The sequence below is a fragment of the Paenibacillus sp. FSL L8-0470 genome, assembly GCF_038008625.1.
GTDB lineage: Bacteria > Bacillota > Bacilli > Paenibacillales > Paenibacillaceae > Paenibacillus_AQ.
Genome location: NZ_JBBOZM010000001.1, coordinates 4,873,762 through 4,885,854, shown reverse-complemented (window position 1 = coordinate 4,885,854; position 12,093 = coordinate 4,873,762). Strand labels below are relative to the sequence as shown.

The following is a 12,093-nucleotide window of genomic DNA, read 5'->3' as shown; positions in this document are numbered from 1 at the left end:
GGTGCTTCATGGAATGGAAAATGGCACCATCCGGCATGGCAGAGGCGGCAGGCAAAGTGATTGCCACCCTGCATGCAGCCGGCCGTGAGGCTTATTTTGTCGGCGGCTGCATCCGTGATGAGCTGCTGGGCAGACCGGTGCATGATATGGATCTTACGACTTCGGCACTGCCGGAAGAAGTAATGGCCATGTTCACACGTTGTGTCCCGACCGGGCTTGCACACGGCACGGTTACCGTATTGCAGGATGGATATAGCTTTGAAGTAACGACGTACCGGACGGAGAGCGGCTATGCTGATCACCGCCGCCCGGAGCACGTCTTTTTTGTAAGCGATGTGCAGGAGGACCTGCGGCGGCGTGATTTTACGATCAATGCCATATGCTGCGGCCTGGACGGGCAGCTGGTCGATCCTTTTGGCGGAGCTGCTGACCTGAAGCATCGCCTGATCCGCTGTGTGGGCACGGCGGAGGAACGCTTTGACGAGGACGCGCTGCGCATGCTGCGCTGCGTGCGGTTCGCGTCTGTGCTGGACTTCGCCATCGCTAAGAATACGTGGCGGGGGCTGCTGCGCCAGCGTGACAAGCTGGCGCATATTGCTGTGGAGCGTCTCCGCGCGGAGCTGGAGCGCATGATAGAGGGGCCGCATCCTGCGCGCGGCCTCGGTCTTCTCGCGCGCAGCGGCTTGCTGCCGCGCGGCAAAGCCCCGTTCCCTTGGACCGGCAGTGACATGGCGGCAGCCGCCGCCCTGCTAGCCGGGATCGGGGAACTGCCCGGCGCCCTCCTGCGGTGGGCGCTCCTGCTCCATGCCCTGAAGACGCCGGCCGCTGAGGCCGACGCCCTGATGCGGGCATGGACGTTCCCGGGGGCGACGCGCAGCGCCGTCACCTCGGTGCTGCGTGTCCGCGAAGCCTGGACCGCAGCGCTTGCAGAGGTGCCGACGGAATCTCCGGGCGGCACCGAGGCGCTTCGGCGGCGCTGGATCGCCGCCGTGCTGGCCTTGGGCACGTCAGCCACCGAAGGGTGGCTGACGCTGCTGGAGGCGGTGCCGGAGGCCGCCTCCTATCAGCAGCGTCTTGGCCTGGCCCAAGCCGGGCCCGGAGCAGCTGTGCAGCTGCATGTGGACATGCCAGGGTTAGGCAGTGCCTTGGCCGAGCAGGTTGATCCATCAGAGCCTAAGACGGATAACGCCGCCGTGCAGCCATCTGGAGCCCCGGCGCTCTCCACGGGTCTCCTGCGGTCCTGGAGCGCATCAATGCCGCTGCAGACCTTGGCAGAGCTTGCGGTGACAGGCAATGAGCTGGCCGAAGCTTTGCAGAAACGTCCCGGCCCGTGGCTGGGAGAGCTGCTGCATGCGCTGCTGCAGGCCGTAGCGGCTGGAGATATTGCTAACAATAAACAATCATTGCTTCAGGAAGCAAAAAGGATGGATAACGATGAATAGCGATGAAACGCCGGGGCTTTCCGGGCTGAACAGAGATACTTTTGTTTCGGGCTGGAACCGAAGTGTACAGCGACTGGAATCGGTGGTGTCTACGCAGGAGGAAGCCAAGAGGCTCGCCGAAAATGGCGCTCCGGAAGGAACGGCTATTATTGCCGAGGAACAGACCGGCGGCCGCGGGCGGATGGGCAGAAAGTGGCATTCACCGCGCGGCAAAGGCATTTGGATGAGTGTGGTGCTGCGACCCAATCTTCCGCTGTCACTGACGCCGCAGCTGACGCTGCTGGCTGGCGTAGCCGTCTGCCGCGCCATTCGCGAGATCAGCGGCGTGCAGGCCGGCATCAAATGGCCGAATGATCTGCTGGCAGGCGGACGCAAAATTTGCGGAATTCTGCTGGAATCATCGCTCAGGGAAGGCGGCCTTCATTATTGTATCGCCGGAATCGGCATTGCGGTGAATTTGACGGAGGACGACTATCCGGATGATCTGCGAGGAGTCGGCACTTCGCTGCTGATCGAAGGGGGAGGCATTCCCGTTGACCGCAAGCAACTCACGGAAGCGGTGCTGGCCGAGCTGGAGTTTTTGTACACCCTTTACATAGAACGGGGCTTTAAGCCTGTTCGTGAGCTTTGGGAATCCATGTCGGTCACCTTGGGGCGCCAGGTGTACTTTAATACACCCGAGGGACGCAGCGAAGGTACTGCGGTCGGTTTGGATGACGGCGGCGGGCTGCTGCTAAGGGATACTGCCGGGAATATCACCTGCATATTATCAGGTGAAATTGAAATGATCCAGTGACAAGGGTTCCATGCCTTGTCACATTTTTTTGGTGTAATTAGCAGCGGTTTTTGTTATAATATGTTCAGAGACGGTATCGCAGGGTCGAGCTGTACTCATTCAAGCAAGCTGTACAACAGCAATTTGCTTTTCGGATTCACCTTCATAACTGTATTTCCACGGTTACGTTGGATTCTGCTCTGAGCCGTAAGGACCGAGACAGAAGGGACGATCGCGAGTGACTCTTTTTTGCCCTTCGGACCTTTTTAGCGGACCATGCTAAAAGGTTTTTTTGTTTGCGCGTTTACGCGTATTTTAACTACGAAAAGGGGAATGGGAGCAAATGGCAGACAAACATGCACTGAATATTGTGAAAATGAAAAAAATGAAAACGGACGGTGTGCCGCTGAGCATGCTGACCGCTTATGATTATCCTTCAGCCCTGCTGGCCGAAGAAGCGGGGATCGATCTGATTCTGGTCGGTGATTCGCTCGGGAATGTTGTACTGGGTTATGATACAACCCTTCCGGTAACGATTGACGATATGGTCTATCACACACGTTCCGTGGCGCGTGGTGCGCAGAATACGTTCATTGTGGCGGATATGCCGTTTATGACGTATCACGGCAGCATTGACGAGACGCTGCGCGGTGTGCGCAGACTGATGCAGGAAGGCCGGGCGCAAGCCGTTAAAATGGAAGGCGGGCTGGAAATTTGCGGGGCTGTATCTGCCGTTGTTGCGGCCGGTGTTCCGGTGCTGGGCCATATCGGTCTGACACCGCAGTCGGTCAACATGATTGGCGGCTACCGGATCCAAGGCAAGGACGCGAAGGATGCGCAACGGCTGATGGATGAGGCCAAAGGACTTGAAGCTGCCGGGGCTTTCGGCATTGTGCTGGAGCTGGTTACGGAAGAAGTGGCTGAGGCGATTTCCAAAGCGGTCAGCATTCCAACCATCGGGATCGGCGCAGGCCGGTACTGCGACGGACAAGTCTTGGTCTTCCACGATCTGCTGCAATATGCTTCACCTTACCGGGAGAAGCGTTTCGTTAAGACCTACGCTGATGTAGGCAGCCTGATCCGTGAGGGAATCGGCAGCTACATACAGGAAGTGAAGAACCGTTCCTTCCCGGCGGAGAATCATGTATTTAATGCGGATGAAACTGTATTGGAATCTTTATACGGCGCTGCCGGAAAAGGAGCGAAATAAGATGAGAGTCGTTAGAACGATTGAACAGCTGCGTGAAGCGCTTGAATATATGCGTAAGGGCGGGCATACTCCCATCGGCTTTGTGCCGACCATGGGATACCTGCATGAGGGGCATGCAAGCCTGCTGCGCCGCGCAGGGGAAACGAGCAGTACGGTAGTGATGAGCATTTTTGTTAATCCGCTGCAATTTGGGCCAAATGAGGACTTTTCCTCTTATCCGCGTGACGAGCAGCGTGATTTGGAGCTTGCAGAGCGTGAAGGAGCCGACATCGTATTTATTCCCAGTGTGGAAGAGATGTACCCTCAGCCGATCCGCACCCAGGTATCGGTCTCTTCGCTGACCACACAGCTGTGCGGGGCATCCCGCCCCGGGCATTTTGATGGAGTCACCACAGTCGTAAGCAAGCTGTTCAATATGGTACAACCCGATTACGCCTTTTTCGGACTCAAGGATGCCCAGCAAGTGGCGGTTTTGCGCCGGATGGTAGCTGACCTGAATATGAATGTTGAAATCGTGGCCTGCCCGATCATCCGTGAAGGCGACGGACTCGCGCTTAGCTCACGCAATGTGTATTTAAGTGCAGAGGAACGCAGCCAGGCTCTGGTATTGTCCCGTTCGCTGCGTGAGGTTCGCCAATCCATGGAAGAAGGCAAGGTCCGGACGGTTGACGATGCCCGGAAACTGCTGGTGTCGGTCATTTCTGCTTCTCCGCTTGCCGTCATTGATTATGCGGAAATATTGACCTTCCCGGGCCTGGAAACGCTGGATGGTGCTTCATTGCTGAGTGATGCTGACGGCGAAATCATTATTGCACTTGCCGTGAAGTTTGGCAGAACCCGTCTGATTGACAATAATGTATTTAATCCCAAGGAGGTTGCGACCCTTGTTTAGACATATGATGAAATCCAAAATACACCGGGCAACGGTTACCGAAGCCAATTTGAATTATGTGGGCAGTATCACCATCGACGAGAACCTGATGGAAGCAGCTGATTTGCTTGAGAACGAAAAGGTACAGATTGTCGACAACAATAACGGCTCCCGGCTGGAAACCTATGTCATTCCGGGACCACGCGGCAGCGGTGTCATTTGTTTGAACGGAGCAGCGGCCCGGCTTGTTCAGCCTGGGGATACTGTCATCATCATCTCCTACGCGATGCTTTCCGCCGAAGAATTGGCAGGGCATAAACCAACTGTAGTTTTTGTGGATGGCGAGAACAAGCCGGTGAAGCTGGCCGATCATGAGATTCATGCTACTATTGCTTAATCACCAGACCTAAGCCATGTAATCAATGGCAGGGATGAAGAGCCCCCCACTTGCGAAAAATGAAGGCAGGCAAGCTTAGGCTGATTTCATTTTCAGTAAGGGGGGATGTCCCATGTTTCAACAATTATTTGCTGAGATGAATAAGATGCTTCAGGAGATCGCCACGGATTACCCTACTTCGGAGGGTGCCCGCCGGGATGACCTTTTATGCAAGTACAACATGCTTCACCGGCTTAGCGATGAGGTTATGGACGAGTGGCTCGCCTTTGCCGAGAAGTTGAGTCAGTTCCGGGAACATGCGGAATTTCCGCCACAGCCGGACGAAGAGATGCCACAGCAGGAAGCACCTGAGCTTTTCATGGATTCTTTTGTCAGAGGGCAGGGCTACTACAAGCTGTTGATGTACCGGAAGTGTATTGATCAATTTAAGGAAGTTATTGCGCAGCACCCCGACAGTCTGGCGGCACGCCTGTATTTGGCCATGGCCTATCTGCAGGAGGGCGACGGGGAGACCGCATGGGGGCATCTGGATCATATGCTTGCGCTGATTCGCGAAAGCAAGCTGAAGGCGATGATCTACAATGCGCTGGGGTGCATCAGGGCTTCTCAGGAACGCTTCAATGAGGCAAAGGAGCTGTTCAGCCTTTCTTTGCTTCATGACCCGTCACTCCCGGAACCGAATGTCAATCTGGAGGTTTGCCGCAGGCGGGGAGGGAAGCTGCAATTCGGAAAACAGCTTGTTTCGCTTTTGTAATCATAGCCCACTCATTTAAGCGATGCATCCACTTCAACAAGCGGTGTGCATCGCCTTTTTTCGTAACTTCTGTTATGCTGATAAAGAGTCTCAAGTGAAAGGGAATAGAACTTATAATGAAATTTGCCGTGCTTGATTTTGAAACTACGGGAACCCAATCTGTGGGTGAGATCATCCAGGTTGGCCTTGCCATTATAGAAGAAGACCGGTCCATCTCCCGGGTGTATGGTTCTTACGTCAAGCCCGGAACACCGATTCCTCCTTTTATTACGGGCTTGACCGGTATCACCGATGAAGATGTGAAGGATGCGCCAGAGCTGGATGAGATGATGATGGAGCTCGTCCCGCTGCTTGACGATGTAGTGCTTGTTGGACATAATGTTGCTTTTGATTTCCATTTTTTGCAGAATGCTTTAGACCGCTGCGGCTATTTGCCGTTTCAGGGACGGATTCTGGATACGATCGATTTCCTTAAAATATGCTTTCCGTCACTAACGACCTATCAGCTGGGTGCGGTAAGTAACCATTTTGGCATCACTCATGACCGTCCGCACCAGGCGGACAGTGATGCTGAAGCTACAGCGATTGTGTTGCTTAAATGTCTCGAAGAGCTGTATAGTTTGCCTCTGCTGACCATTCAGCGTCTTAACGAGCTGTTTGCCGATGAAGACAGTGACTTGGCCTGGTATTTTGACGGCCTGCTGCGGGAGCGCGAGATGGAGACCTTCCAGCCGGAAGGAGAGCTGAATTTTTACCGTCAGCTTGCACTGGCTGTAGGCGACTGGACTGAGCTGGCGCCTCCAAGAGAAGAAGGTGTTGGCAATCCTGTGGAGAATGTATCCTTTGAGGATTATATGGCCGAGGTGACCAAACGGCTTAAGGATACGCTTCCGCAATATGAAAGCCGGGAAGCCCAGGAGATCATGATTGGCGAAGTGAATACGGCCCTTCAGGAGGACAAACATCTGCTTATCGAGGCAGGCACCGGAACCGGCAAATCGCTCGGTTATCTGCTGCCGGCCATTTATCAGAGCGTACGTACCGGGCAGAAGGTTATGGTCAGCACCCATACCATTAACCTTCAGGATCAGCTGCGCGAACGCGATATCCCGCTTCTGACCAGTGTTGTGCCTTTCCCGTTTAAGGCTGCGATATTCAAGGGGAGAGGGCACTATTTGTGTCTGCGCAAGTTTGAACATAAAATAAATAAAAAAGACTTCGTAAGTCCCCGGGAAGAAGCGCTTACGGCAGCGCAAATGATCGTATGGCTGACCCAGACGGAATCGGGTGACGATGAGGAGCTGAATTTGAGCGGTCGCGGCGGGGATTTCTGGGAGACGGTAGCCAGTGATACCGATTCCTGTCTGGGCCGTTCCTGTCCGTGGTTCCGCAAATGCTACTACCACCGGGCCAAACATGAAGCAGGGATTGCCGATGTGGTCATTACCAATCACTCCAAGCTGTTCGCAGACGTCAAAGCCGGGCACCAGCTGCTTCCGGCTTATGAGCATCTTGTCATTGACGAGGCCCATCATTTGGAGGATGTGGCGGGCAAGCATCTGGGCATGCAAATGAAGTATTTCACGGTAGCTCACACGCTTACAAGGCTGTATAAAGACAGCCGCAGCGGCCAGCTGCCGGCACTGCGTCAGACTCTGCAGTCCTCGGGCAGTGAGCAGGCTTCGGAGTGGAGCGGCGTAATTGATAAAATCTATCCCGACCTGCTTACCGTGAAGGAAACTTGGGATACACTGAGCGACAAGCTGTTCGGCCTATTGCCCGAACGCAGCGATGCAGCGGCAGGTGAAGCCGGCCAGCTGGTCACACGCCTGCTTCCCGGCAGCAAGCCCAAAGATTGGGAAGAGCTGGCGGCGCTGGAGAATACGCTGCACTTAGCCCTGAGCGACATCATCCGCAGGGGTGACAAAATGCTCAGCGAGATGCGCGATACGGAGAGTCAATCGTCTTCGGACAGCCTGGTGACCGATATCGGAGGCTTATTCAAGGATTTGGCATCCATCCGGGAACAAATCCGCTTCTTTATGGGTCTCAGTGACGATAATATCGTGTACTGGATGGAAGGGAGCGGCAACTACCGGGGCAAGTCGCTTCAGCTCTACGCCGTGCCTGTCGATGTAAGCAGCCAGCTCAAGGATCTGTTCTTCGACAAGAAGAAGAGCATAGTGCTGACCTCGGCCACGTTATCGGTCGACAAGTCCTTTCAGTTCATGATTGACAACCTTGGTCTTTCTGAAGCCTCAGAGCAAGGGCGTCTCATGACATCGCTGCTGCCTTCACCGTTCAAGTACCGTGAACAGGCGCTGCTTGTCATCCCGCGCGATTTCCCCAGTGTTAAGGGCAGCGTAGGCGATGCGCGTTTTGTAGACAAGCTGGTGCATTCGCTGGCTGAAGCGGCGGCGGCGACCAAGGGGCGGATGCTGGTGCTGTTCACCTCCTACAAAATGCTGCGCCAGGTTTATGATCCGCTGAAAGAGGCCTTGGCTTCCCAGGACATTACGGTTTTGGGCCAGGGTGTGGAGGGAGGCAGCCGCAGCAAGCTGATCCGGCGTTTTCAGGACAGCTCTGCATCGGTATTGCTTGGAACAAGCAGTTTCTGGGAAGGAGTCGACATCCCTGGCGAGGCGCTGACCTGTCTTGCGATTGTAAGGCTGCCGTTTCAGCCGCCGAATCATCCGCTTGCTGAGGCAAAGGCAGAGCTTCTGCAGGCCCAGAAGAAGAATCCTTTTATGAAAATGTCTGTTCCACAAGCAGTGATCCGGTTCAAGCAGGGTTTTGGACGATTGGTTCGTACAGCGCAAGACCGGGGAATTGTTATTGTATATGATACCAGGGTCATCGAAGCTTATTACGGGAAGTACTTCCTGTATTCACTCCCTGGTCCGAAGATGGAGCACATGCTTACCGATCAGATGGTTCCGCGGATTGCGGAATGGCTTGACGAGGGCGGCGTTTCCTAATCTGTCATTGTTTATAAATTTTTTTTATCTCTTTGTGCCATAGGCTGTGTCCCGTTCGTGGAGCGGGCACTGCACGTGGTTATCATACGATATCGCGTCAGTGCAATTCTAAATTAGGAGGAGAAAACATGAAATCGGATAAAATATCGGAGGCCGTCGTTCGCAGACTCCCAGTGTACCTGCGTTTCCTGAACGATCTCCAAAAGCGTGAAATCTCAACCGTTTCTTCTCAGGAACTCGGGCAGAAGCTGGACCTTAATCCGGCGCAGATTCGTAAGGATCTGGCCTATTTTGGTGATTTCGGCAGAAAAGGCATTGGATATGACGTGTCTTATCTCATCGAAAAGATCCGTCATATTCTGAAGCTGGATCAACAAATCAATGTGGCCCTGGTAGGTGCCGGTAACCTCGGTCATGCCTTGTCCAATTACAATGCTTATCTGAAGGATACTATGAAAATCACCGCTGTATTTGATTCTTACGCTCCCAAGATTGGACAAAAGATCAACTCTCTTACGGTTCAGCCAATGGAGGAGCTGAGTCAGACCATCCGTGATCAGGGAATCCGGATCGGGATCATCACTGTACCGGACAGCGAGGCACAGAATGTGGCTGATATTCTGGTAGAATCGGGCATCGAGGCGATCCTGAATTTTGCACCGGTCATTCTGAAGACACCTGCAACCATCCGGATTCATGCTGCCGACTTTACGACTGATCTGCAAAGTCTGGCGTATTATTTACATGATGGAAAGGAAGGAATTACAGATGAGCAGCAATAAGATGATAATTGCAAACGGACGTTTTCTGGTTCCCGGAAGCGAGAAGCCGGTCCTGAGCGGTTATATGACTATAGAAAATGATTTGATCACATACATAGGGGAAGAGAAACCCGTTTTTGAACAAGGCACAGTGACGCTCGACGGCAGCCGCCTGCTGTTCATGCCGGGTCTGGTCAATACCCATGGCCATGCTGCGATGTCGCTGCTGCGCGGCTACGGGGATGATATGGTCCTTCAAGCCTGGCTGCAGGAGAAAATGTGGCCGATGGAGGAGAAGTTTACGGGAGATGATGTCTACTGGGGCACTTCCTTATCCGTTCTGGAGATGCTGAAAGGCGGCACAACCACCTTTTTGGATATGTATGATCATATGGACCGGGTGGCCGAGGTGGTCGAACATTCCGGCATCCGTGCGGTGCTGATGCGCGGTGTTATTGGTCTATGTCCTGAAGAGGTGCAGAACCAGAAGCTTGCGGAAGCTGTTGCGTTCGCCCGCAACTGGCACGGCAAGGCTGACGGCAAAATTACAACCATGATTTCACCGCATGCCCCGTATACTTGTCCTCCGGACTTTTTCATGCGGTTTGTGCAGGCAGCACATGATCTGGACCTGCCGATGCATACGCATATGTCGGAAACGCTGCGTGAAGTGGAGCAGAATGCCGCTGATTACGGCCTGCGTCCTGTAGCGCACCTGGAGAAGCTGGGAATGTTCACCCGCCCGTCCTTAATCGCCCATGGTGTCCATCTGAACGATGAGGAGATCGAAATCCTCGCCCGCCACAAGGTGGGGGTGTCCCATAACCCGGGCAGCAACCTGAAGCTGGCCAGCGGGGTTGCGCGGGTGCCTGAGCTGCTGAGAGCCGGAGTCAAAGTTTCGCTGGGTACGGACGGGGCGGCAAGCAACAATAATCTCGATATGTTCGAGGAAATGCGGCTTGCAGCACTGATCCATAAGGGCGTCAGCGGGGATCCTACCGCAGTTCCCGCACCGGAAGCGCTGCTGATGGCCACGCAGTACGGGGCGGAATCAATCTTCCTGAACCAGGTGGGCCGCCTTGCAGCAGGGATGAAGGCTGATTTTATTGCGATTGATATCGACCAGCCCCATTTACTGCCGCATAGCGACTTGCTCTCCCACGCCGTGTATTCGGCCAGCGCCAAGGATGTCGAGCATGTCTGGGTGAACGGCAAGCAGATTGTGAAGCATGGTCAGTGCCTGACACTGGACGAGGAAGAAATCCGCCGGAAGGCGCAAGAAACTTTTGAAGGGCTGCTGAAGCGTTAATTCGACTGCCGCCGTAGTTGACATTATGACGTTTCATATATTAAGGAAAGGAAGCTGCATTTTGAGGAAAAGGAAAAAATGGCTTCTGCTGGGGATCGCTCTGTTTCTGCTCATTTTGTTCGGTCTAAGCCAATTTTATGCCTATATCATGAAGGACCAATGGAATGAACGCAGCGCGGCCAAAGAAGTTGCCAAGACCCGGGCGGGACTTACTGAGATATCCAAGGCGCAAAAATCGGTATGGGACGAAAATTCAGTGTACTGGGTGCTGACAGGGAAAAATAAAGCCGGTACGGATCTGATGGTGTGGGTACGTTTCACCGTAGACGGTAAGCCGGCCGGCGGTGATAACGGAGTTTATGCGGAAGAGCTGGCCAAAGGAACCTCGGAGAAGCAAATCCGCTCGATTATAGCCTCCCAGCTACCCGGCGTCGATATTAAACGGCTGCTTCCGGGAGTATATAATGGAGAGTACGCCTGGCAGCTTTTTTACAAGCAGGAGGGACGTTATTATTACAAGTTCTTTCGTTTTGCGGATGGTACAGCAATCGGGGATGGATATACTTTGCCGAGCAAGTAGAGGCAGGCTTGCAATAACAAATGAAAAGCGGACAAAGCGGACCAGTGCTTGTCCGCTTTTTTGCATAATATTGCTAATAAGTTGAACTAAAGCGCAACCGAGGCAAAAGCAGCAGAGGGGAATTTTGGAACTGTAGGAGCGATAGGCATTTTTTTACTCTGACATTTTGTGAAATTTATATCCTATCTTTTTTCAAGGTATCCCAATTTGATCCGGTTGCTGCTAAAGAGTTAAACCGCCGGAACCCCGTAGACCCACCGGCTTTCAAAGAAGATTATGATTTTGTTCAGGTGAACTCAGAAATGCTTGAGGCAGGAGTACATAAAATAAGGCGCGATATTACGTTGTCCTGTTCCAGAGAAACCGCAAAAAACGCCTGGGTTCAGCATGAGCTGGCTGCCAGAATCAAGAATTACATAACGCAGAGAATTCAGGGGGGGCTATGGAGAAGAATTCCATGGGTGCAAGATATTACAAACTGTCTGAACTCTTGAAAGGTGAGAAAATTGTAACAAGCAGTAGATAAAATTAGTTGATGATGGGGGAAGGTCGTGGATTATTTAACGTTAGCGGTGTACGTAGTTTCTCTTGCAGTTGGATTGGGAGCAGTGAAATATGGGAGAATGAACAAAAGGAGGAAGCTGGTGGCTCTTGGCTTTATTATCCTTTCCTTTGAAATAGCCTTGCCAGTCCTTTCATTTGCCGCCGGGTTTATGGATGCTGTGGGTATATATTGATGATACTGAGTACATAACGAAGTATATACAAATAGCAATATCGAAGTCAGGAGAAATTAATATATTAGCAGAATAGAAAAGGGCCTGAATGGATTAATCATTCAGGTCCTTTTTGCCGATAAAGGAGCAAGGATTGAAGGGAATGCCCAGAAATTAGTATCAAAAATTTTAAATATATTCACACTTTCGTGCGAAATCGTATATACACCTGTGATATACTTCTACTTGTATTAAGACATGCTTAAGAGCATGTCAGTCTCGGATGGGCGCTAGACACGC

The 12,093-nt window shown here is 52.9% G+C and carries 11 protein-coding genes; all 11 read left to right on the top strand.

All coding sequences use genetic code 11. The features are described from left to right. The first annotated feature begins 8 nt into the window (after nucleotides 1-8). The 11 genes from NST99_RS22340 to NST99_RS22290 all read left to right on the top strand — a co-directional run bounded on the left by NST99_RS22340 (nucleotide 9) and on the right by NST99_RS22290 (nucleotide 11,814). Nucleotides 9-1,442 carry a CCA tRNA nucleotidyltransferase gene (locus NST99_RS22340; RefSeq protein ID WP_341094464.1) on the top strand — a complete coding sequence of 478 codons (1,434 nt, stop codon included), beginning with the start codon at nucleotides 9-11 and terminating at the stop codon, nucleotides 1,440-1,442. Then, nucleotides 1,435-2,238, top strand: coding sequence for a biotin--[acetyl-CoA-carboxylase] ligase (locus NST99_RS22335; RefSeq protein WP_341094462.1), 804 nt, complete (start codon nucleotides 1,435-1,437; stop codon nucleotides 2,236-2,238). The genes NST99_RS22340 and NST99_RS22335 overlap by 8 nt, the downstream gene beginning before the upstream one ends. Before the next feature lie 322 nt (nucleotides 2,239-2,560). After that, nucleotides 2,561-3,427 (top strand): 3-methyl-2-oxobutanoate hydroxymethyltransferase, encoded by an 867-nt coding sequence (panB, locus tag NST99_RS22330; protein WP_341094461.1) that lies wholly within the window; start codon nucleotides 2,561-2,563, stop codon nucleotides 3,425-3,427. A gap of 1 nt (nucleotide 3,428) precedes the next feature. Beyond that, the gene (gene panC, locus NST99_RS22325; RefSeq protein ID WP_341094459.1) at nucleotides 3,429-4,319 is read left to right on the top strand and encodes a pantoate--beta-alanine ligase; all 891 of its coding nucleotides are present in this window, start codon (nucleotides 3,429-3,431) and stop codon (nucleotides 4,317-4,319) included. Next, nucleotides 4,312-4,695, top strand: a complete 384-nt coding sequence (gene panD, locus NST99_RS22320) for an aspartate 1-decarboxylase (RefSeq protein ID WP_038594422.1) — start codon at nucleotides 4,312-4,314, stop codon at nucleotides 4,693-4,695. The genes panC and panD overlap by 8 nt, the downstream gene beginning before the upstream one ends. 112 nt (nucleotides 4,696-4,807) lie before the next feature. After that, nucleotides 4,808-5,449 (top strand): tetratricopeptide repeat protein, encoded by a 642-nt coding sequence (locus tag NST99_RS22315; RefSeq protein WP_341094456.1) that lies wholly within the window; start codon nucleotides 4,808-4,810, stop codon nucleotides 5,447-5,449. Between the two features lie 116 nt (nucleotides 5,450-5,565). After that, entirely contained in the window at nucleotides 5,566-8,427 is a 2,862-nt protein-coding gene (dinG, locus tag NST99_RS22310; RefSeq protein WP_341094455.1) for an ATP-dependent DNA helicase DinG, read from the top strand. An 89-nt stretch (nucleotides 8,428-8,516) separates the two neighbouring features. Beyond that, nucleotides 8,517-9,209: a redox-sensing transcriptional repressor Rex gene (locus NST99_RS22305; RefSeq protein ID WP_341097724.1), complete on the top strand. Its 693-nt coding sequence runs from the start codon at nucleotides 8,517-8,519 to the stop codon at nucleotides 9,207-9,209. Then, nucleotides 9,196-10,497: an amidohydrolase gene (locus NST99_RS22300; protein ID WP_341094453.1), complete on the top strand. Its 1,302-nt coding sequence runs from the start codon at nucleotides 9,196-9,198 to the stop codon at nucleotides 10,495-10,497. The genes NST99_RS22305 and NST99_RS22300 overlap by 14 nt, the downstream gene beginning before the upstream one ends. 61 nt (nucleotides 10,498-10,558) lie before the next feature. After that, nucleotides 10,559-11,077 (top strand): cell wall elongation regulator TseB-like domain-containing protein, encoded by a 519-nt coding sequence (locus tag NST99_RS22295; RefSeq protein ID WP_341094451.1) that lies wholly within the window; start codon nucleotides 10,559-10,561, stop codon nucleotides 11,075-11,077. 551 nt (nucleotides 11,078-11,628) lie between these two features. Continuing rightward, nucleotides 11,629-11,814 (top strand): hypothetical protein, encoded by a 186-nt coding sequence (locus tag NST99_RS22290; protein WP_341094448.1) that lies wholly within the window; start codon nucleotides 11,629-11,631, stop codon nucleotides 11,812-11,814. Nucleotides 11,815-12,093: the final 279 nt, after the last annotated feature.

Coding starts and splice junctions, on each gene's coding strand:
- NST99_RS22315 (WP_341094456.1), top strand. CDS start 4,808: ATGTTTCAACAATTATTTGCTGAGATGAATAAGATGCTTCAGGAGATC.
- NST99_RS22300 (WP_341094453.1), top strand. CDS start 9,196: ATGAGCAGCAATAAGATGATAATTGCAAACGGACGTTTTCTGGTTCCC.
- NST99_RS22340 (WP_341094464.1), top strand. CDS start 9: ATGGAATGGAAAATGGCACCATCCGGCATGGCAGAGGCGGCAGGCAAA.
- panB (WP_341094461.1), top strand. CDS start 2,561: ATGGCAGACAAACATGCACTGAATATTGTGAAAATGAAAAAAATGAAA.
- dinG (WP_341094455.1), top strand. CDS start 5,566: ATGAAATTTGCCGTGCTTGATTTTGAAACTACGGGAACCCAATCTGTG.
- NST99_RS22335 (WP_341094462.1), top strand. CDS start 1,435: ATGAATAGCGATGAAACGCCGGGGCTTTCCGGGCTGAACAGAGATACT.
- panC (WP_341094459.1), top strand. CDS start 3,429: ATGAGAGTCGTTAGAACGATTGAACAGCTGCGTGAAGCGCTTGAATAT.